Source organism: Pseudomonas sp. WJP1, from assembly GCF_028471945.1.
GTDB lineage: Bacteria > Pseudomonadota > Gammaproteobacteria > Pseudomonadales > Pseudomonadaceae > Aquipseudomonas.
Genome location: NZ_CP110128.1, coordinates 5,000,209 through 5,020,829, shown reverse-complemented (window position 1 = coordinate 5,020,829; position 20,621 = coordinate 5,000,209). Strand labels below are relative to the sequence as shown.

General features: G+C 62.0%; 19 protein-coding genes and 3 tRNA genes. 16 read left to right on the top strand and 6 right to left on the bottom strand.

Going from position 1 to position 20,621, the window contains the following annotated elements:
- The first annotated feature begins 7 nt into the window (after nucleotides 1-7).
- The 7 genes from OH720_RS22610 (at nucleotide 8) to OH720_RS22580 (ending at nucleotide 4,762) form a co-directional block, all read left to right on the top strand.
- Nucleotides 8-568 (top strand): CvpA family protein, encoded by a 561-nt coding sequence (locus tag OH720_RS22610; protein ID WP_272602970.1) that lies wholly within the window; start codon nucleotides 8-10, stop codon nucleotides 566-568.
- Nucleotides 569-609: 41 nt separating this feature from the next.
- Complete coding sequence (gene purF / locus OH720_RS22605) at nucleotides 610-2,115, top strand: amidophosphoribosyltransferase (RefSeq protein WP_008056375.1); 1,506 nt, start codon at nucleotides 610-612, stop codon at nucleotides 2,113-2,115.
- A gap of 73 nt (nucleotides 2,116-2,188) precedes the next feature.
- The gene (locus tag OH720_RS22600) at nucleotides 2,189-3,400 is read left to right on the top strand and encodes an O-succinylhomoserine sulfhydrylase (protein WP_272602969.1); all 1,212 of its coding nucleotides are present in this window, start codon (nucleotides 2,189-2,191) and stop codon (nucleotides 3,398-3,400) included.
- Nucleotides 3,397-4,170: an SDR family oxidoreductase gene (locus OH720_RS22595; RefSeq protein ID WP_272602968.1), complete on the top strand. Its 774-nt coding sequence runs from the start codon at nucleotides 3,397-3,399 to the stop codon at nucleotides 4,168-4,170. Before OH720_RS22600 ends, OH720_RS22595 begins: the two co-directional genes overlap by 4 nt.
- A 215-nt stretch (nucleotides 4,171-4,385) precedes the next feature.
- Nucleotides 4,386-4,461: transfer RNA gene (locus OH720_RS22590), tRNA-Val, on the top strand.
- Between the two features lie 53 nt (nucleotides 4,462-4,514).
- Nucleotides 4,515-4,591, top strand: a tRNA-Asp gene (locus OH720_RS22585).
- Between the two features lie 94 nt (nucleotides 4,592-4,685).
- Nucleotides 4,686-4,762: transfer RNA gene (locus tag OH720_RS22580), tRNA-Asp, on the top strand.
- A 176-nt stretch (nucleotides 4,763-4,938) separates the two neighbouring features.
- Here the strand turns inward: OH720_RS22580 and OH720_RS22575 are convergent.
- Nucleotides 4,939-5,286, bottom strand: coding sequence for a hypothetical protein (locus OH720_RS22575; RefSeq protein ID WP_272602967.1), 348 nt, complete (start codon nucleotides 5,284-5,286; stop codon nucleotides 4,939-4,941).
- Here OH720_RS22575 and OH720_RS22570 point away from each other — a divergent pair.
- From OH720_RS22570 to OH720_RS22550, 5 genes are all read left to right on the top strand, one after another.
- Nucleotides 5,285-8,116 (top strand): xanthine dehydrogenase family protein molybdopterin-binding subunit, encoded by a 2,832-nt coding sequence (locus OH720_RS22570; protein WP_272602966.1) that lies wholly within the window; start codon nucleotides 5,285-5,287, stop codon nucleotides 8,114-8,116. The genes OH720_RS22575 and OH720_RS22570 overlap by 2 nt on opposite strands.
- Nucleotides 8,109-8,648 carry a (2Fe-2S)-binding protein gene (locus tag OH720_RS22565; protein ID WP_007982256.1) on the top strand — a complete coding sequence of 180 codons (540 nt, stop codon included), beginning with the start codon at nucleotides 8,109-8,111 and terminating at the stop codon, nucleotides 8,646-8,648. The genes OH720_RS22570 and OH720_RS22565 overlap by 8 nt, the downstream gene beginning before the upstream one ends.
- A gap of 2 nt (nucleotides 8,649-8,650) precedes the next feature.
- Nucleotides 8,651-9,886 (top strand): c-type cytochrome, encoded by a 1,236-nt coding sequence (locus OH720_RS22560; protein ID WP_272602965.1) that lies wholly within the window; start codon nucleotides 8,651-8,653, stop codon nucleotides 9,884-9,886.
- A 1-nt stretch (nucleotide 9,887) separates the two neighbouring features.
- Nucleotides 9,888-10,859, top strand: coding sequence for an XdhC family protein (locus OH720_RS22555; protein WP_272602964.1), 972 nt, complete (start codon nucleotides 9,888-9,890; stop codon nucleotides 10,857-10,859).
- Between the two features lie 272 nt (nucleotides 10,860-11,131).
- Nucleotides 11,132-11,440 carry a hypothetical protein gene (locus tag OH720_RS22550; RefSeq protein WP_008055292.1) on the top strand — a complete coding sequence of 103 codons (309 nt, stop codon included), beginning with the start codon at nucleotides 11,132-11,134 and terminating at the stop codon, nucleotides 11,438-11,440.
- A 33-nt stretch (nucleotides 11,441-11,473) separates the two neighbouring features.
- Here OH720_RS22550 and greB read toward each other — a convergent pair whose 3' ends face one another.
- The 3 genes from greB to OH720_RS22535 are packed head-to-tail and all read right to left on the bottom strand — an operon-like array spanning nucleotide 11,474 to nucleotide 15,195.
- Nucleotides 11,474-11,971 (bottom strand): transcription elongation factor GreB, encoded by a 498-nt coding sequence (gene greB / locus OH720_RS22545; protein ID WP_008055293.1) that lies wholly within the window; start codon nucleotides 11,969-11,971, stop codon nucleotides 11,474-11,476.
- Nucleotides 11,972-12,007: 36 nt separating this feature from the next.
- Nucleotides 12,008-14,512 carry an ABC transporter permease gene (locus OH720_RS22540; protein ID WP_272602963.1) on the bottom strand — a complete coding sequence of 835 codons (2,505 nt, stop codon included), beginning with the start codon at nucleotides 14,510-14,512 and terminating at the stop codon, nucleotides 12,008-12,010.
- Nucleotides 14,512-15,195: an ABC transporter ATP-binding protein gene (locus tag OH720_RS22535; protein WP_008055295.1), complete on the bottom strand. Its 684-nt coding sequence runs from the start codon at nucleotides 15,193-15,195 to the stop codon at nucleotides 14,512-14,514. The genes OH720_RS22540 and OH720_RS22535 overlap by 1 nt, the downstream gene beginning before the upstream one ends.
- Nucleotides 15,196-15,205: 10 nt before the next feature.
- Here OH720_RS22535 and OH720_RS22530 point away from each other — a divergent pair, with 10 nt between their 5' ends.
- The 3 genes from OH720_RS22530 (at nucleotide 15,206) to OH720_RS22520 (ending at nucleotide 18,077) form a co-directional block, all read left to right on the top strand.
- Entirely contained in the window at nucleotides 15,206-15,811 is a 606-nt protein-coding gene (locus OH720_RS22530; RefSeq protein ID WP_008055297.1) for an arylesterase, read from the top strand.
- A 56-nt stretch (nucleotides 15,812-15,867) separates the two neighbouring features.
- On the top strand, nucleotides 15,868-16,161 hold the full coding sequence (locus tag OH720_RS22525) for a hypothetical protein (RefSeq protein ID WP_008055299.1): 294 nt from the start codon (nucleotides 15,868-15,870) through the stop codon (nucleotides 16,159-16,161).
- Nucleotides 16,162-17,105: 944 nt separating this feature from the next.
- Nucleotides 17,106-18,077: a L,D-transpeptidase family protein gene (locus OH720_RS22520; RefSeq protein ID WP_180203493.1), complete on the top strand. Its 972-nt coding sequence runs from the start codon at nucleotides 17,106-17,108 to the stop codon at nucleotides 18,075-18,077.
- A gap of 124 nt (nucleotides 18,078-18,201) precedes the next feature.
- Here OH720_RS22520 and oprI read toward each other — a convergent pair whose 3' ends face one another.
- Nucleotides 18,202-18,453: an outer membrane lipoprotei OprI gene (oprI, locus tag OH720_RS22515; protein WP_003183784.1), complete on the bottom strand. Its 252-nt coding sequence runs from the start codon at nucleotides 18,451-18,453 to the stop codon at nucleotides 18,202-18,204.
- Nucleotides 18,454-19,092: 639 nt separating this feature from the next.
- Between oprI and OH720_RS22510 the strand changes: the two genes are divergently transcribed.
- Nucleotides 19,093-19,380, top strand: a complete 288-nt coding sequence (locus OH720_RS22510; RefSeq protein WP_008057026.1) for a GNAT family N-acetyltransferase — start codon at nucleotides 19,093-19,095, stop codon at nucleotides 19,378-19,380.
- Between the two features lie 73 nt (nucleotides 19,381-19,453).
- Here OH720_RS22510 and OH720_RS22505 read toward each other — a convergent pair whose 3' ends face one another.
- Complete coding sequence (locus tag OH720_RS22505) at nucleotides 19,454-20,530, bottom strand: 3-deoxy-7-phosphoheptulonate synthase (RefSeq protein WP_008057023.1); 1,077 nt, start codon at nucleotides 20,528-20,530, stop codon at nucleotides 19,454-19,456.
- Nucleotides 20,531-20,621: the final 91 nt, after the last annotated feature.

Genomic DNA, 20,621 nt, shown 5'->3' with positions numbered 1-20,621 from the left:
CTGCACTGTGCCATTTACCTGGGTTGACTGGGCGATCGTTGCAATCGTCGCCATCTCCGCTTTGATCAGTCTGAGCCGCGGCTTCGTTAAAGAAGCACTGTCGCTGGTGACCTGGATCATCGCAGGAGCTGTTGCCTGGATGTTCGGTGGCTCATTGTCCGAGTACCTCGCCGGATACATCCAGACCCCATCGGCTCGTGTGATCACGGGCTGCGCCATCATGTTTGTCGCCACGCTGATCGTAGGCGCAATGGTCAATTATCTTATCAGCGAGTTGGTTCGCGTCACCGGGTTGTCCGGGACCGATCGATTCCTCGGCATGGCGTTCGGCGCAGCGCGTGGCGTGTTGCTGGTGGTCGTGGCGGTCGGGCTGTTGAGCCTGGGGCCGGTACAACAGGACGGGTGGTGGAAAGAGTCCCAACTCGTGCCAAAATTTTTATTGGTCGCCGACTGGTCCAAAAACCTGATTCTCGGGTGGAGCAGTCAGTGGCTTGCCAGCGGTATCAGCGTACCCGCTGATATTCCGTTCAAGGAGCAGCTCTTGCCGATGGCCAAAACGCCTCAGTGAGTGTTGTTCAGTTCAGATCCATTAAGTAGGGGTTGCGTCGCATGTGTGGCATCGTCGGTATCGTCGGTAAGTCGAACGTCAATCAGGCGCTGTATGACGCGCTAACCGTCCTCCAGCACCGCGGCCAGGACGCTGCCGGTATCGTGACCAGCCATGATGGCCGGTTATTCCTGCGCAAGGACAACGGCCTGGTGCGTGACGTGTTCCAGCAGCGTCACATGCAGCGCCTGGTCGGCCACATGGGCATTGGCCATGTGCGCTACCCGACCGCGGGCAGCTCGACTTCGGCCGAAGCTCAACCGTTTTACGTCAACTCGCCTTACGGCATCACCCTGGCGCACAACGGTAACCTGACCAACGTTGAACAACTGGCCAAGGAGATTTACGAATCTGACCTGCGCCACGTCAACACCAGCTCCGATTCGGAAGTGCTGCTCAACGTGTTCGCACACGAGCTGGCCCAGCGCGGCAAGCTGCAGCCGACCGAAGAAGACGTATTCGCTGCCGTCACCGACGTGCACAACCGTTGCGTCGGTGGCTACGCGGTCGTAGCGATGATCACCGGCTACGGCATCGTCGGTTTTCGCGACCCGCATGGCATCCGCCCGATCGTGTTCGGCCAGCGTCACACCGACGAAGGCGTCGAGTACATGATCGCCTCCGAAAGCGTGTCCCTGGACGTGCTCGGTTTCACCCTGATTCGCGACCTGGCTCCGGGCGAAGCGGTCTACATCACTGAAGACGGCAAGCTGCACACCCGTCAGTGCGCGACCAACCCGTCCCTGACCCCGTGCATCTTCGAACACGTCTACCTGGCGCGTCCGGACTCGATCATCGACGGCGTGTCGGTGTACAAGGCCCGCCTGCGCATGGGCGAGAAGCTTGCCGAGAAGATCCTGCGCGAGCGTCCGGATCACGACATCGACGTGGTCATCCCGATCCCGGACACCAGCCGCACCGCGGCCCTGGAGCTGGCGAACCACCTGGGCGTGAAGTTCCGCGAAGGTTTCGTGAAAAACCGCTACATCGGCCGGACCTTCATCATGCCGGGTCAGGCAGCACGGAAAAAATCCGTACGCCAGAAGCTAAACGCCATCGAACTGGAATTCCGCGGCAAGAACGTGATGCTGGTGGACGACTCCATCGTGCGCGGCACCACCTGCAAGCAGATCATCCAGATGGCACGCGAAGCGGGCGCCAAGAACGTTTATTTCTGTTCCGCAGCCCCGGCCGTGCGTTTCCCGAACGTCTACGGCATCGACATGCCGAGCGCCCACGAGCTGATCGCCCACAACCGTTCGACCCAGGACGTTGCGGACCTGATCGGTGCCGACTGGCTGATCTATCAGGACCTGCCTGACTTGATCGAAGCGGTCGGTGGCGGCAAGATCAAGATCGACAAGTTCGATTGCGCGGTGTTTGACGGCCAGTACGTCACCGGCGACGTCGACGAGGCTTACCTGAACAAGATCGAGCAGGCGCGTAACGATGCCTCCAAGGTCAAGACCCAGGCAGTCAGCGCGATCATCGATCTGTACAACAACTGAGTAACTACCGGCCCTGAGGGGCCGGTTTTGTATCTGGCTTTTAATTTTCGAGAATAGGGAAAGGAGTGACAGCATGAGTCAGGATTGGGATGCCGGTCGGTTGGACAGCGACCTCGAAGGCGTAGCGTTCGATACCCTGGCCGTACGTGCCGGTCAGCACCGTACGCCGGAAGGCGAACACGGTGATCCGATGTTCTTTACTTCCAGCTACGTATTCCGCACCGCCGCCGACGCGGCTGCGCGTTTTGCCGGGGAAGTGCCGGGTAACGTCTACTCGCGCTACACCAACCCCACCGTGCGCGCCTTCGAGGAGCGCATTGCCGCCCTGGAAAGCGCTGAGCAAGCCGTGGCCACCGCCACCGGCATGGCCGCGATCATGGCGGTGGTGATGAGCCTGTGCAGTGCCGGCGATCACGTGCTGGTGTCGCGTAGCGTATTCGGCTCGACCATCAGCCTGTTCGAGAAGTACTTCAAGCGTTTTGGCGTCGAAGTCGACTACGTGCCCCTGGCGGACCTGTCCGGCTGGGATGCGGCGATCAAGGCCAACACCAAATTGCTGTTCGTCGAATCGCCGTCCAACCCGCTGGCCGAGCTGGTGGACATCACCGAGCTGGCGAAAATCGCTCACGCCAAGGGCGCGATGCTGGTGGTCGACAACTGCTTCTGCACCCCGGCGCTGCAACAGCCGCTGAAAATGGGCGCGGACATCGTCGTGCACTCGGCAACCAAGTTCATCGATGGCCAGGGCCGTTGCATGGGGGGTGTCGTGGCCGGGCGCAGCGAGCAGATGAAAGAAGTGGTCGGCTTCCTGCGCACCGCTGGGCCGACCTTGAGCCCGTTCAACGCTTGGATCTTCCTCAAGGGCCTGGAAACCCTCAACCTGCGGATGAAGGCCCATTGCGCCAACGCCCAGCAACTGGCCGAATGGCTGGAGCAGCAGGACGGCATCGAGAAAGTCCATTACGCCGGCCTCAAGAGCCATCCACAGCACGAGCTGGCCCTGCGTCAGCAGAAGGGCTTCGGTGCGGTAGTGAGCTTCGAGGTCAAGGGCGGCAAAGAGGGCGCCTGGCGCTTCATCGATGCGACCCGCCTGATTTCGATCACGGCCAACCTGGGCGACAGCAAGACCACCATCACCCACCCGAGCACCACCTCCCACGGCCGCCTGGCGCCGCAGGAGCGTGAGGCCGCGGGCATTCGTGACAGCCTGATCCGCATTGCGGTCGGCCTGGAAGACGTGGCAGACCTGCAAGCCGACCTGGCGCGCGGGTTGGCTGCCTTGTGATCGAGTTGTCCACGCCACCGGGTTCCAATGGCCGCGTTGCACTGGTGACCGGTGCGGCGCGGGGCATTGGCCTGGGTATTGCGGCCTGGTTGATCAGCGAAGGCTGGCAAGTGGTGCTGACGGACCTCGATCGCGAGCGTGGTTCGAAGGTGGCGAAGGTGCTTGGCGACAATGCCTGGTTCATCGCCATGGACGTTTCGAACGAAGGGCAGGTGGCGCTGGGTGTTGCCGAGGTGCTGGGACAGTTCGGGCGCCTGGATGCGCTGGTGTGCAATGCGGCGGTTGCCGATCCGCACAACATCACCCTGGAAAGCCTCGACCTGGCCTACTGGAACCGGGTGCTGGCGGTGAACCTCAGTGGGCCGATGCTGTTGGCCAAGCACTGCGCGCCTTACCTGCGGGCCCATAGCGGGGCGATCGTCAACCTGGCCTCGACCCGCGCCGGGCAGTCGGAACCCGACACCGAGGCCTATGCCGCGAGCAAGGGCGGTCTGCTGGCCTTGACTCACGCGCTGGCTATCAGCCTTGGCCCGGAGATCCGGGTCAATGCGGTCAGTCCCGGCTGGATCGATGCGCGGGACCCTTCCGTGCGTCGCGCCGAGCCGCTGACCGATGCCGACCATGCCCAGCATCCGGCGGGCAGGGTAGGGACGGTCGAGGACGTGGCGGCGATGGTGGCGTGGCTGCTGTCGAAGAATGCTGGCTTCGTCACGGGGCAGGAGTTCGTGGTCGATGGCGGCATGACCAAGAAGATGATCTACAGCGAGTAGGTTGAGCCGGGCATTGATGTTGAATGCGCCATCGTCTTCGCGAGCAGGCTCGCTCCCACATTGGAAATGCGATCCACTGTGGGAGCGAGCCTGCTCGCGAAAGCGGTCGACACGGTATCGGTTGAAAGAATTTTGTCTTTTTTAGAAAAACTTCAATCCTGCTATTGACTTAGGTTCGCTACCTGCGTAAATTTCGCGGCCTCGGAGATGCAAACGGGTGATTAGCTCAGCTGGGAGAGCGTCTGCCTTACAAGCAGAATGTCGGCGGTTCGATCCCGTCATCACCCACCACTTCCGAGAAACTTGCGAAAGCAAGAGGTAGGCTGAAATGCCTCCACCGACGCGCAGCGGTAGTTCAGTCGGTTAGAATACCGGCCTGTCACGCCGGGGGTCGCGGGTTCGAGTCCCGTCCGCTGCGCCATATTTACGAAGCAGATTACGATCTGGTTCGCGATTGAAGAGCACCGAAGCTTTTCGATCAAACGAGTTACCTGGACGCAAGTCCACAGCGATACGCAGCGGTAGTTCAGTCGGTTAGAATACCGGCCTGTCACGCCGGGGGTCGCGGGTTCGAGTCCCGTCCGCTGCGCCATATCTGCTTCGAGGCCCACTGAACGCCTTGAAGCTACGAAGAAAGCCACTGGTTTACTTCGAGTCGATAGCAAAGACCCTGGTCGAAAGACCGGGGTTTTTTGTTTCTGGAATTTAGCTTTTTCTCCTCTCTAACGCCCCCTCCCCGTCGAATTGGTTTTGCGAAGTTGCATCGTTTCAATGAGCAGCACAAATCCCCTGTGGGAGCGAGCCTGCTCGCGATGCCGGCATCAGCCACACTGCAAACTCAGCCTTGCAGATGATCTGTATGCGTACGAGCCTGCTCAACAACCCGTCCTCACCATCCGCTCCACCAGCCTGCTGCGTCGAAAAGCCGCGGTTTTTTGATTCCTTGGTCAGTTTTTTGTTTTCCGCGAGCGCAGAAACCTTTAAAGTTAACCTATCGGTCAGCTTTGAATTGTCATCACAGCCCCTTGCATCGTCAAAAGGGGCTTCTGCGCGACTCGAGATTTCCAGAACATAACCAGAAGGGCGGCCTCCATGACCGCCCATAGGATGATCCATGTCCAACCGTGAAATATCCCGGCGCTCGTTCCTTCAGGGCGGGCTGGTGGCGGGTGTGAGCGTGACGCTTACACCGCTGAGCAGTCAGGCGCTGGCAGCCTTGATGGAAAACAGCGTGACCGTGCCGTCCGAGCAATGGCTTGGCAACAACGGCAAGGCTCGCGCCCGTAACGATGCCTTGTCCAAGGTCTGCGGCAGCAAGGTCTTTGCCCGCGACATCCGCGCCAAGGACATGCCGGGCTGGCCGCAGCAGCAAGGCCACGCCATGCTGCTGAAAACCATCAAGGCCGACCGCATCTACGCAGGCTACGACCTGTCGTGGCTCGGTGCCGACCTGCAGCCCGACCGCATCGTTACCGCCGACGACCTGGTCAAGGACGGCATCGTCTTCCCGGAAGAGCACGCCCCCGACCCCCTGTTGCCGGCTGGCAAAGTGCCGATGTTCATCGGCCACCCGGTGGCGATCCTGATCTGGAACGACTTCGAGCGCTTCCGCCAGGCCAAGGCTCAGCTCAAGTTCAATGACAAGGCAATCCGCTACGGCGAAAAAGTGCCGTTCTACGAGGGCGATCCCTATGGCAGCTTCCGCTACGTGCGTGTCGGCGGTGCGACGTCGGCCGACGAAGACGAATTCGCCAGCCTCAAGGATTCGATCCTGTTCCCGATGCTGCGCAACCGCCGGCCGGTCTGGAACGCACAGCCGAACCTGCACGGCAACCTGACCGAGCGCGGGCTGTTCTACGCCGAGCGCATGAAGCAACAGATCGACACGCCGCCAGACAACTGGCTGGTGTTCGACGAGCGCTACAAGACCCCGTCGATCGAACCCGCGGCGATGGAGCCGGACAACGGCAACGGCTGGTACGACCCGGCAACCAAGACCCTGCACTTTGTGGTTGCCACCCAGTGCCCGTTGGAAACCGCGACCGAGACCGCGAAAATGATCGCGCCGTCGCGTTTCGGCCTGGCCAACCTCAACATGCACCCGGGCTACACCGTCGGCTACGGCTCGAAAGACCACAATATTTTCGTCTACTACGCGGCCTTGGCGGCGTTGTACGGCGCCGGTGTGCCGGTACGCCTGGCCAACGACCGCTACGAGCAATTCCAGAGCGGCATCAAGCGTCACCCGTTCGACATCCGCTACCAACTGGCGGTGGACAAGACCGACCACAGCTTCAAGATCTTCCGTGCCGAGATGAGCGTCGACGGCGGCGGGCGGGTCAACTACAGCCCGTCCGTGGCGGCAGTGGGCGCCACGGCGGCGCAGTCGATCTACTACATGCCGCAGAACGACCTGCAGGTCACCGCCTATCACTCGCGCGCGGTGGAAGCCGGGTCGATGCGTGGCTACGGCACGCTGCAGAGCATGGCGTCCACCGAGATGATGGTCGATGAAATCGCCGATCGCCTCGGTGTCGATGCCATTGAACTGCGGCGCAAGAATGCCCTGCGTTCGGGCATGAAAAACACCCAGGGCGCGGTCCCGGCCGGTGCCTTGCGCCTGCACGAAATTCTCGACAAGGCGGCGGTCAACGAGGTCTGGAAAAACCGCAACGCGATCAAGCAACAACGCGAAGCGGCGGACCCGGATAACTGGTATGGCGTCGGCTTCGCCATTTGCCAGAAAGACTTCGGCACCGGTTCCGAAGCGCCAATGGCCAGCATCGAATACACCGTGGACGGTCGCATCACCCTGCGCCACATCGGTATCGAGATCGGTACCGGCATGTCCACTTCGCAGGCGATGGTGGTGGCCGATTTCCTCGGCAGCCCGGCGCACGAAGTGAAGACCGGCGAAACCGAATGGAAAGAGTTGCAGCTGATCAGCGGCGGCAACCCGTACATCATGAGCCAGGCCGAGCAGGACAACTTCCTGCGCAACCCGCGCTGGGTCGGCAAGGTCGCGTCGGCGTCGTCGGCGACCAACTCCGCCTACTACTTCAGCCACGCCACCCGTGAAGCGGCGCGCGTGCTGTTCAACCACGGCCTGTGGCCGGCGGCGCTCGAGATCTGGCGCCAAGGCCCCTACGGCGGCCAGGCCAACCCTTACGTGGTGCGCCGCGAAGACGCCCATTGGGTCGATGGCAAGCTCACCGCCAACGGCATGGAGCCCTTGCCGTTCGCCATGCTGGCTAAACGTGCCCACGAACGCGGCCTGGTCACCGGTGCCACGGTGCACGGCTTCAACCGCTGGAGCTGGGCCGAGGCCGAGTACAGCATCGATGGCGTGCGTGAGCGTTTGCCGCTCGATGGCCTGGCGGTCAAGTACGGCGACGGTGCACCGAAGGCGAAACAGGCGCAAATGAACAGCGCCGGTTTCCACTTGCTGGATCGGCAGAACATCGCCTACCCGCCAACCCAGTTGAACAACGCGGCGGTGACTTACTACAGCCCGGTGGCGACGCTGGTGGAAGTGAAGGTCAACAAGGGCTCGCACGAAGTGTCGGTACTTAATCACCACTCGTGGGTCGAGTGCGGTCGGGTGCTGGTGGAAGAGCTGGTCAAGGGCCAGGTCGAAGGCGGCATCGCCATGGGCATCGGCCATGCGCTGATGGAAGAAATGCCGCTGTACGAAGGCGGGCCGGGGGAGGGTGACTGGAACTTCAACCGTTACCGCTTGCCGATGGCGCGGCACGTGGCGGTGTGGAAACAGACCGCGGAAATCCTGCCGCCATTGTCGCCGAGCGACCCATCCAAGGGCATCGCTGAGGTGGTGATGATCCCGGTGGTCGGTGCCATCGGCAACGCCGTGGCCCACGCCATCGGCAAACGAGTCCGCGACCTGCCTATCACTTCTGCACGCATCAAGGAGGCCCTCAATGGCTAACCGTCCGCTTCAACTGACCCTCAACGGTCAATCCGTCGGCCCGGTGGACATCCCTGATGACCTGCCGATGATCGACTACCTGCACGAATACAAGAACCTCACCGGCTCGCGCCTGGGCTGCGGCCAGGGCATCTGCCACGCCTGCGTGGTGATCGTCGACAACCCCGACGGCACCAGCGAAGAAGTGCGCACCTGCATCACCGGCGCGCACTATTTCGAAGGCAAGAAGGTCCGGACCATCGAAGGTCATGCGACCCGCGACGAGCAGGGCAAGGTCACCGAGCTGAACCCGATCCAGCAGCGCTTCGTCGACGAGTTCGCCTTCCAGTGCAGCTACTGCGCACCGGGTTTTGTGAATGCCGCGACGGTGTTGGTGGAAAAGCTGCAGCGTCAGCCGATCGTCAAGAGCCAGCTGGAAAAAGTCATCGAGGACAGCCTCGGCCATCACATCTGCCGTTGCACCGGATACGTGCGCTACTACAGCGCCACGCGCAACGTGCTGACCGATCTCGGCCTGGTCAAGGAGGGCTAAGCATGAAGCAACTACTGACCCGCCTGACCCTGGCGGTCGGCCTGGCTGCGCCTGTGTTGCTGGCGCAGGCGGATGATCAGGTCAAGCGCGGCGAATACCTCGCCCGCGCCGCCGACTGCATGGCCTGCCATACCGCTCCGGGTGGCGCGCCCTATGCGGGCGGCCTGCCGATCGTCTCGCCGTTCGGCACGATCTACGGCACCAACATCACCCCGAGCAAAGAGCACGGCATCGGCCTGTACAACGATGACGAATTCTTCGCGGCGCTCACCGCAGGCAAGCGACGTGATGGCGCCAACCTGTACCCGGCGATGCCCTACACCTCGTATCACCTGATGCCGCGTGCGGATTCCGACGCGATCCATGCCTACCTGAAAACCGTCGCGCCGATCGAGCGTGCTGCACCGGTCACAAGCCTGAGCTTTCCGTTCAACGTGCGCCTGGGCCTGATGGGCTGGAACATGATGTACGGCAAGGACGTGAAGCTGGCGCCGACCGAAGGCAAAAGCGAAGCCTGGAAGCGCGGCCAGTACATGGTCGACGTGCTCGGTCACTGCGGCGAATGCCACACCCCGCGCGGCTTGCCGGGGGCGATGCAGCAGGACAAACGCATGACCGGCGGCATTCTTAACGGCTACCTGGCGCCAAGCCTGTTGGCCACTGACCTGGCGGCCCGTGGCTGGAACCATCAGGACCTGAGTTCGTTCCTCAAGCACGGCATGAGCGCCCAGGGCACCATGTTCAACGAGATGTTCCCGGTGTTCCACAACAGCACCCAGGGCCTCAACGATCCGGACCTGGCGGCGATGGCGACCTTCCTCCTCGGCGACCAGCCACCGGCGGCGAAAGTCTTGACCGACGTGCCACTGGACCAGCTCAGTGCCAGCGCCCAGCGCGGCCGTCAGGGCTACCTGAACGTCTGTGCCGGTTGCCACGCGCCAAATGGCGAAGGCAAGCCGCACATCGCCGTGGCCATGCGCGGCAACACCACTTTGCGTCTGGAAGATCCGCGCAACCTGGTGCGGGTGATCGACGATGGCATCGGCGAGCAGAAGTTCGCCGGCTTCGAACACATGCAACCCATGCCGGGTTTCGCGCAGAAGCTCACCGACGAGCAGCTGACTGATCTGTTGAACTACCTGCGCCAGGCGTGGGGCGGTCAACCGGGTGACCTGGCCTTGAACGATGTGCAGAAGTTGCGGGCCGACGCGCCCCCGCTCGAGCACAAGGCGCACTGACATGCAGCATCTGGATCTGCAAGTGGTGCGGCGGGCACTGGCGTGGTCGACGGCCGGGCAGCGTGTCTGGCTGTGCAGCGTGCTGGCCACCTACGGCTCGGCGCCTCGTGCGCCGGGTTCGTTACTGGCGGTGAATGCTGACGGGCAGTGGATCGGTTCGCTGTCCGGCGGCTGTGTCGAGGAGGACTTCCTCGAACGCGTCGCCGAAGGTGCATTCGAGCAAGCGGTTAGCGTCGTGCGTTACGGCGAAGGCGATGACCCGCGCTCGCGGGTCAGCCTGCCCTGCGGCGGCGTGCTCGATGTGCTGGTGGAAAAGCTTGAGCCTGTCTGCGAGGTGCAGGCGCATCTGCGGGAGCTGGAGTCAGCGCTGTTGGGCCGGCGGCGGCTAATCCGTGAGGTCGACCTGGCGAGCGGCGCGCGCAGTCTGTTCGATGATCGCGAGCAGGGAGTGCGCGTCGAGCGCGAGATCGATCGCGTCAGGCTGCGCATCGGCGCGGCGCAACGCCTGTTGCTGGCCGGGTATTCCAGTGTGGCCCAGGCCTGCGCGGAGTTTGCCGTGGGCCTGGGCTTCGAGGTGATTCTTTGCGATCCGCGGGACGAAGTGCTCGAAGGCGTGGTGCTGGACAACGTGGAGATTCGTCGTCAATTGCCCTCGGTGTTCATCGCCGATGGCGGCTGCCACAGCGATACCGCGGTGGTGGCGCTGACCCACGATCCGCGCATCGATGACCTGGCGATGATGGAAGCGGTGCGCACCGACGCGTTCTACATCGGCGTGATGGGCTCCCTGCAGACTTCGCAAAAGCGCTTCGAGCGGCTGCGGCGCATCGGTGGGCTGGGGGAGGCGGAACTGGCGCGGATCCATGCGCCCATTGGGCTGAACCTGGGCAGCAAGACCCCGGCGGAAATCGCCCTGGCCGTGCTTGCCGATATCCTGCGAATTCGCAGCGGGATCGCGCGCGATCGACTGTGATGCAGGCCCCGTCAGGGCCAAGGCTGGTTCAAAAAGAGGCTCGTCGCTTGATTGGACGAGCCTTTTTTGTTGTGCGTCATTCTTGACACTGTCCGGTCAGCTTCTCTAGGATGCTGCCCATGCGCCGATTTAAACAGCTACTTGCGGGGCGCCAGGTGACTCAATCAGTTGCCGACAGAAGCTTGAAGCAGGCTTCGAAATACCGCTAAAGCGCTGGTTCGGTGTTGCCTCTCACCTGCCATGCAGACTTTTTGAGGCTGAGACACGACACGATGAATGCACTAAGCCCAGTTGTACGTCCCGCGCCGATCACGGCACATCTCACCCAGCGCAATCCAAAAATCCTGCTTGGCGGTAAACATCAGCCGACGCTCCTGCGTTACCTCGATGGTTGGCCACGCCGTACCGGTGGGCCAGCAGCCTTCCTGATCCAGTTTGTCGAAGACGGTGAATCCTTGGCGCGCTTTGCCGCGGACAGTTTCGACCTGGCGGTGATTCAGTCGCCCAGCATCGAAGACGCTCCGGAAATGATCAGGCAACTGACCCGCGTTGCCCGGCAAGGGCTGATTACCCGTCGCTGAGGCGCTGATCGCTGGGGCGTAGCGCATTGCGGCTTATGGATAGTCGATCGCCACGATATACACACATTGCTCACCCGTCGGAGTCTGGACCCGTACTTCGGCGTCCAGTGCCTTGCCGATCAGCGCGCGCGCCAAGGGCGAGTCGATGCTGATCAGGCCCTGTTTCAAATCCAGCTCATCCGGCCCGACGATGCGATAGCGTGATTGCTTGCCATCTTCGTCCTCGATCGTGACCCAGGCGCCAAAATAGACTTTGTTCGGGTCGCTGGGCTTTTCGCTGACGACCTTGAGGGCTTCCAGGCGTTTGGTCAGGAAGCGCACGCGGCTGTCGATCTCGCGCAGCATCTTTTTGCCGTAGGTGTACTCGGCGTTTTCCGAACGATCGCCCTGGGCTGCCGCTTCGCTGACCGCTTGCGTCACCTGGGGGCGGCGTACGTGCCACAGTTCATGAAACTCGGCGCGCATCCGCGCTTCACCTTCGGGGGTGATCAGCGCGGTGCCGGCGGTACGGGGAGGGCGATAACGGCTCATGGCAACTTTTCTTCGAATCAGGAGCGCTTGAGTCTATCAACCCTCGCGCAGGACTGTCAGGGGGCTGGCGTTCAAGGCGCGCCGGGTACCGAACACGCCGGCGCCACCGATCAGCACGGCGCCGATCAACGGCAGCACCAGCAGCCACGGATGCGGGTGCCAGGGCAGGTCGAAGGCGTAGCGGTAGAGCACCAGGCTGACGACTTCCGAACCGAGCGCCGCGAGCAGCCCGCTGACCGCACCCAGCAGCCCGAATTCGATCCGTCGTGCCTTCACCAGCAACTGCCGTTCCGCCCCCAGCGCGCGTAGCAGGGCGCCCTGGCGGATGCGTTCATCCAGGGTCGCCTGCAGGCCGGAGAACAACACCGCCATCCCCGCCGCCAGGACAAACAGCAGCACGTACTCCACCGCCAGGGTGATCTGGGCGAGGATGCTGCGCAGTTGCGCCAGCAGGGCTTCGACCTGCAGGATCGTCACCGCCGGAAAACTGCGCGACAGGTCGACGATCTGCTGGTCATGTCCGGCCGCCAGATAGAAGCTGGTCAGGTAGGTGGCCGGCAAATCCTTCAGGGTGCCTGGCTGGAAGATCATGAAGAAATTCGGCTGGAAGTTGTCCCAGTTGATCTCCCGCAGGCTGGTGACTTTCGCCTCGCGATTAGCCCCGCCCACGGTAAAGACCATGTGGTCGCCGAGCTTGAGCTTCAGGCTTTCGGCGACCTTGCCCTCCACCGACACCCCGGGGATGTCATCCGGCGGTTGCTCCGGCCACCAATTGCCGGCGGTGATCTGGTTGCCCGCGGGCAGGTCCGCCGCCCAGGTCAGGCTCAGGTCGCGCTGGATCGCCCGGTCACCCGCCGATTCCTTGGTGACGATTTGCTGCACCGGTTCGCCGTTGATGCTGATCAACCGCCCCGGAACCACCGGATACAGGGGCGCCGATTGCGCCGACAACGAGATCAGGCGGTCGGTGAACGCCTGCTTGTCCGCGGGCAGGATGTTCAGGGCAAAATAGTTCGGTGCGTTCTTGGGCAACTGGTTCTGCCAGGTGTCCAGCAACTCGCCACGCAGCAGGGCGATCAACGCCATCGACAGCAGGATCAGGCCGAAGGCCAGGGACTGCCCGGCGGCGGCCAACGGATGGCGCAGCAATTGGCCCAGCCCCAGGCGCCACGGCAGGGAGGCACGGGCCAGCATGCGTCGCAGGCTTTTCAATAACAGCAACAGCAGACCGCCCAGTACCAGTGCCGCAACCACGCCGCCGCCGAGCAGGGCGAAGGTCAGCACCAGGTCCAGGCTCAGGCGCCACATGATCAGCCCGAGGGCGCCCAATGCGGCGCCGTAGACCATCCAGGTGCTGGAGGGGATCGGCAGCAGGTCCCGGCGCAATACGCGCAAGGGTGGAACCCGACCCAGGGCGGCCAGAGGCGGCAGGGCGAAACCGGCCAGGGCCACAAGGCCAGTGCCGATACCGGCGATGGCCGGGAACAGGCCGCCCGGTGGCACGTCGGTTGGCAGCAAGTCATGCAACAGGGCGAACAGGCCCAGTTGCGCCAGCCAGCCGATGGCGGAGCCAATGAGGCTGGCGAGCAGGCCGAGCACGGTCAGCTGCAGACTGAACAGCACCATGGTTTCCCGACGGGACAGGCCAAGGCAGCGCAACAGCGCGCTGGCATCGAAGCGGCGGGTGGCGAAGCGTGTCGCCGACAACGCCACGGCCACCCCGGCCAGCAGCACCGCCACCAGGCTGGCCATGTTCAGATAGCGCTCGGCCTTGCCCAGTGCACCGCCGATCTGACGGTTGCCGTCGCGGGCATCCTGGATGCGCTGGTTGGCGGCCAGGCCGGGCTTGATCAGTTGGCGATAGGTTTCCAGGGCTTCGGCTTTGCCGCGCCAGAGTTCGCGGTAGCTGACCCGACTGCCGGGTTGCACCACGCCGGTGGCTTGCAGGTCACTGAGGTTGATCAGTACCCGTGGCGTCAGGCTGTAGAAGTTGCCGGCGCGGTCGGGCTCGTAGGTCAGCACCCGTGCCAGCTTGAGGGTTTTCATGCCGACGTCGATGCTGTCGCCGATCTTCAAGTCCAGTGCCGTCAGCAACCGGGCTTCGACCCAGGCCTCGCCGGGTTTCGGCCCGCCACCGGATTCTTCCGGGGCGAAGGGCGCAGGGGCGCTTTTCAGTTCGCCGCGCAGCGGGTAGACGTCGTCGGCCGCCTTGATGCTGGAGAGCTGTATGCCGTTGTCCGTGGCGATGACACTGGAAAACTCCACCACCCGGGCGTGCTCGAGGCCAAGCTCGGTGCCGCTTCTTACTTGCTCGGGGCGCGCTGGCGAGCTGCCTTCGAGCAGCAGGTCGGCACCGAGAAACTCAGTGGCGCGCAACATCATCGCGCCATTCAGGCGCGCGCCGAAGTAGCCGATGGCGGTACTGGCGGCCACAGCGACCACGAGGGCGAAAAACAGCACGCGCAGTTCACCGGCGCGGGCATCGCGCAACAGTTGGCGGACGGCGAGACTGAACAGGCGCAACAGCGGCAGGCGTGCCATCAAGGCTCCAGGGGGGCGACCAGCAGGCCGGCTTCAAGACGGATCAGGCGCCGGCAGCGGTGTGCCAGGCGTTCATCATGGGTCACCAGCACCAGGGTCGTGCCGCGCTCCTGGTTGAGTTCGAACAGCAGGTCGCTGATGCGCTCGCCGGTATGACTGTCGAGGTTGCCGGTGGGCTCGTCGGCGAACAGCACATCGGGTTCGGCGGCGAACGCCCGGGCAATCGCCACGCGCTGCTGCTCACCGCCGGAGAGCTGGCGTGGCGAGTGGGTCAGGCGTTGCCCGAGGCCGACCCGCTGCAACAGCTCGGTGGCACGGCCGCGGGCGTCCTGGCGGCCATCGAGCTCCAGCGGCAGCATGACGTTTTCCAGGGCATTGAGGCTGTCGAGCAACTGGAACGACTGGAAGACGAAGCCCACATGTTCGGCACGGATGCGTGCACGCTGGTCTTCGTCGAGGTTGCTCAGGCCCTGGCCGGCTAGGGTGACTTCGCCGCTGCTCGGCAGGTCGAGGCCGGCGAGCAGGCCGAGCAGGGTGGATTTTCCGGAGCCCGAGGCGCCGACGATGGCCAGGCTGTCGCCCTTGTTCAGTTCCAGGCTGAGTTGGTGCAGGATGGTCAGTTCACCTTCCGCGCTGGGTACCACTTTGCTAAGGTTCTTCGCGGTGAGAATACTTGCGCCCATGGAGAGTCCGATGCGTGTGTGGTTTTTGAGTGCTGGACTGGCCTTGATGTGCATGGCCCAGAACGCAGCGGCGGGTACGGTCCTGATCGTTGGCGATAGTATCAGCGCCGGTTTCGGACTGGATACCCGCTTGGGGTGGGTGTCGTTGCTCGAGCAGCGGCTCAAGCGCGAAGGTTTTGACGATAAGGTGGTCAATGCGTCCATCAGTGGCGACACCAGTGCCGGAGGCCAGGCACGCCTGCCGGCGCTGCTTGCAGAGCATAAGCCAGCGCTTGTGATCCTCGAGTTGGGGGGCAATGACGGCCTGCGCGGCTTGCTGCCAACACAATTGCAACAAAATCTTGCGTCGATGATCCAGCAGTCGCAGGAGGCGGGTGCCAAGGTGCTGCTGCTCGGCATGCAATTGCCACCCAACTACGGCGCTCGATACACCAAGGCCTTCGCTGACGTTTACAGCAACCTGGCCGATGAGAAAAAGATCCCGCTGGTGCCGTTTTTCCTCGACGGCGTGGGCGGTCATCCGGACCTGATGCAGGCCGATGGCATCCACCCGGCAGCCGGGGCCCAGGACAAGTTGCTGGAAAATGTCTGGCCTACGCTAAAACCGCTGTTATGACACTTTTCTAGGAGCAGGCTTTCGGCTAAGGTGGCGCCCCCGATTTGGAGCCCCCGATGCCGCGTTCTGCCTGGTCACTTTATGCCTATCAACTGATCGAGCCTGACGAACAGCTGGATCTGTTCGCCTGCCAGGAAGTTCGTGTACACCTGGTGACCCGACAACTGGAGCTGGGCGGCTCGGCGGACCGGACCCTGTGCGGCAGTCTGCTGCCGGCTCAGCCACGCTGGTCGAACGTCGATCGGCGGGTGTTTCAGGATCAGCGCCTGTGTTCGTTGTGCCGGGCCATTCTGGAATCGCAGAAGCGTGGCACGTCGCCGATCTGGCCGGAGTTGCGGTTCGAGCTTTGATCGTTGCCGCGGTAACGCCGACCTATGTTTTGTTGACTGCGTACATATCCATTGCTGCGGTAACGGCCACTTAGGGTTTCGCCCTTACGGCGACTCACTTTTTCAAACGCCAAAAAGTAAGCAAAAGGCTTTGCCCCACCACTCGGTGCCTCGCTTAGGCTCGGCATGCCCTCACTCCGGCATTGCTCCGTGGGTCGCCGCGATGGGCCGTCCCTGGCCCAGCGCGGCTAAACCGGCGTCCTGCCGGTTTCCCCACTGCGCAATGCCTGCGTTCGGCCATCGTGGTTAACGGGGCACCCAGATCCAAAGCAAAAGCGAGGCGGCCTTAAAGCCGACCTGATCGGGAGCCGTACGCAATTCCCCTGTAGGAGCCAGGCTTGCCGGCGAAGAACGATAACGCGGTACAACAGATACACCGCAGCGTCTGGTTCGCCGGCAAGCCTGGCTCCTACAGGGTATTGGTGTATCGGCAAAGATTAGGTCGGCTTTAAGGCCGCCTCGCGCGCTTTTGATCTGCTTTGGCTTTTGATTTTCTTGCCCCCTCGAGAGGCCGAGTGGAGGTTCTGCGCAGTGGGTAAACCGGCAGGGATGCCGGTTTAGCCGCGCTGGGCCATGGATGGCCCATCGCGGCGACCCACGGAGCAGGACCGGAGCGAGGGCATGCCGAGCATTAGCGAGGCACCGAACGCCAGGGGCAAGAGCCCTTGGTTACTTAGGGCCGGGCGGCGTTCCGTTTTTCCAAGTGACTCGCCGTAAGGGCGAAACCCTAGGCGGCCGTTACCGCAGGAATGGATATGTACTCCGTTAGCAAACAATAGGTCGAATGGCAGGCGACAGGAAATGCCTTGCATCGCCTACACCCCCCTCAACCTCCCCGAAATAACGGCCAGCGGTGTACAATCCCGTTCTTATACCCTCTGTCGATCATGCAAAGGATTTTCCGGATGTTGCCGCGCTTTCCCGCCGTCACCCGCTGCCTGACACTTGCCGCCCTCTGTGTAGCGGGTCCCGTCGCAGCATTGGAGCTACCCCTGCCACCGCCTGGTGAAGACATCGTTGGCCAGGTACAGGTGATCAAGGCCAAGTACGAAGATACCTTCGCCGACCTGGGCACGACCTACGACCTGGGCTATTCGGAAATGGTAGCCGCCAACCCTGGCGTCGATCCATGGCTGCCTGGCGCCGGCACTGAAATCGTGCTGCCGACCCGATTCATCCTGCCGCCCGGCCCCCGTGAAGGTATCGTCATCAACCTGGCCGAATACCGCCTCTACTACTTCCCGAAAGGACGGAATGTGGTGTACACCTTCCCGCTGGGTATTGGCCGTGAAGGCTGGGGCTCGCCGATTGCCCACACCAGCATCGTCGCCAAGACGCCGAACCCGACCTGGACGCCTCCTGCGTCGATCAAGGCCGAGCACGCCGCCGACGGTGATCCGCTGCCCAACGTGGTGCCGGCCGGCCCTGACAACCCGCTGGGGCCGTTCAAGTTCACCCTGGGGACTCCGGGCTACCTGATCCACGGCTCGAACAAGAAGTTCGGCATCGGCATGCGCACCAGCCATGGCTGCTTCCGCATGTTCAACAACAACGTGCTGGAAATGGCAGGCATGGTGCCGGTCGGCACGTCCGTGCGCATCATCAACGATTCCTACAAGTTTGGCGTGAGTGGCGGCAAGGTTTACCTGGAAGCGCACACGCCGCTGGACGACAAGGGCAACCCGTCGGTGGTCGACAAGCACACTGCAGTGATCAACGCGATGCTCAAGCGTGAAGACATCACCAACAACCTGCGCATGAACTGGGATGTGGTGCGTGATGTAGTCGCGGCCGAAGATGGCCTGCCGGTGGAAATCGGCGTGCCGAACACCACAGCGCCGATGGTGACGAGTGCACCGATCGACCCGCTGCAGTAATGCTTGAAACAAACCCGCCGACGCAGGCCGCGTCGGCGGGTTTTTTATTGGCTGCAGGAAATCGCAGGCAATAAAAAAGCCGACCCAAAAAATGGGTCGGCTTGATAATAATCCCGAAGGACTATTACTTGCGGCTAGCTTTTTCCAGCATGCGCAGAGCACGCTCGTTAGCTTCGTCAGCAGTCTGTTGTGCTTTTTGAGCAGCAGCCAGAGCTTCATCAGCTTTACGGTAAGCTTCGTCTGCACGAGCCTGGGAGCGAGCTGCTGCGTCTTCAGTAGCGGTCAGACGTGCTTCGGTTTCTTTCGATGCGCTGCTGCAACCGGTAGCCAGAACTGCGGCCAGAGCCAGAGCAGAGAATTTCAGAACGTTGTTCATCGTGTTCCCCTTCAAGGACTTTCTATTAAGTGGCTGTCTCCTCCGAGTGAGGAAATAGCCGGCGTACATACTACCCATTACTTGTCGTAAGTAAACTGACGTGAAGCAAGAAGCAAAAAAAATTGTAGGCGTTGATTCTTTTTCGAGCAACTTTTAACTGCGTTGTATAAAAAATATCCAGCTACAAGGCCCGTTTTGAGCGATCCGCCCAGGAAAAGTTCCCCAGGCTCAAAGCTCTTTTTGCGGTCTTGGCTTAAGTCTGTCTAGATGGATTCGTCTACACTTTTGTTCGAAATTTGCGCGGTGTCTCTCATATCTTTCTCCATGTTCAGGTGACTTTAACGGGGGGCGCTCGTCTTATGTCTCAACATCCGGCAATGTTCAGGCAGTCGACCGCTGCAAGACCTTCGGTCCAGCTGTTTCCTGCGTTATCCATAGCAGCACCTGCCAACCAGCATGATGACGAGCGAGCCTTGAGCATTTCTGCCAATGGCGCCTACTATTTGTACGTGCTCGGTTGCGCGAGATCGGTGTAGCTCTTCTCGGTGTCGATTCAGGCACGGGGTGGCGTAGTTGTTCCTTCGCCGGAAAAACATCGGTAAGGTAGGGGTCAGAATCCCAGACCCGCGAGGAGTAGTGATGAGCGAGGCGTTGTCCATCCACCATGACCAGGCTGGTCATCAATTCGAGACCAATGTGGACGGTCATCGTGCCTACCTGACCTATATGGATCTGGGGAAACAGACCCTGGATATCTATCGCACGTTTGTGCCCAATGCATTGCGCGGTCGCGGCATCGCCGCGGCCCTGACCGAGAAGGCGCTCGAGTACGCCGAGGAGATGGGTTATACCGTCATTCCCTCGTGCTCCTACGTCGAGCGCTACATGGAGCGTCACCAGCGCCATGCGGCCAAGCTGAGCCAGTGACCCTCGACAAAAATCGACGCATAAAAAAACGCCGGGCTCAGCCCGGCGTTTTTTTGTCTGCGGTAAAAGCCAATCAGGTGCGCTGGCGTTTCGGCAGCACTTCCTTGAGCTTGGCATGCATGCTGCGCAAGGTGTTTTCGGTGGCAGTCCAGTCGATGCAGGCATCGGTGATCGACACGCCGTATTGCAGGTCGGCGAGGTCTTTCGGGATGGCCTGGGCGCCCCAGTTCAGGTGGCTTTCGACCATCAGGCCGATGATCGACTGATTGCCTTCGAGGATCTGGTTGGCGACGTTCTCCATCACCAGCGGTTGCAGGGCCGGGTCCTTGTTGGAGTTGGCGTGGCTGCAATCGACCATGATGTTGGGCTTGATCTTCGCTTTGTTCAGCGCCTGTTCGCACAGGGCGACGCTGACCGAATCGTAGTTCGGCTTGCCGTTGCCGCCGCGCAACACCACGTGACCGTAGGCGTTGCCCTTGGTGGTGACGATCGACACGCCACCTTCCTGGTTGATGCCCAGGAAGCGGTGCGGGCTGGAAACCGATTGCAGGGCGTTGATCGCTACGGTCAGGCCGCCATCGGTACCGTTCTTGAAGCCGACGGCCGAGGACAGGCCGGAGGCCATTTCACGGTGAGTCTGGGATTCGGTGGTGCGTGCACCGATGGCCGACCAGCTGATCAGGTCCTGCAGGTATTGCGGGGAGATCGGGTCGAGCGCCTCGGTAGCGGTCGGCAGGCCCATTTCGGCCAGGTCCAGCAACAGCTGGCGACCGATATGCAGGCCGTCCTGAATCTTGAACGAGTCATCCAGGTACGGATCGTTGATCAAGCCTTTCCAGCCAACGGTGGTGCGTGGCTTCTCGAAATACACGCGCATGACCAGATACAGGGTATCGGACACTTCCGCCGCGAGAACCTTCAGGCGCTCGGCGTACTCGTGGGCCGCCTTGATGTCGTGGATCGAGCAAGGCCCGATGACCACGAACAGGCGATGGTCGGTGCCATCGAGAATGTTGCGAATGACTTCGCGGCCCTTGGTAACGGTGCGCAGGGCGGCATCGCTCAGGGGGATATCACGCTTGAGCTGGTCAGGAGTGATCAGCGTCTCGTTGGAAGCGACGTTTAGGTCGTTGATCGGTAAATCAGCCATCGTTTACTCGTCAGGTCACGGGTGCCGGCCGCCAGCGAACCCGCGCGGCGGAGCACAGCAAATTAAGCGCGTCGGGGAGCCGAACCTTAGC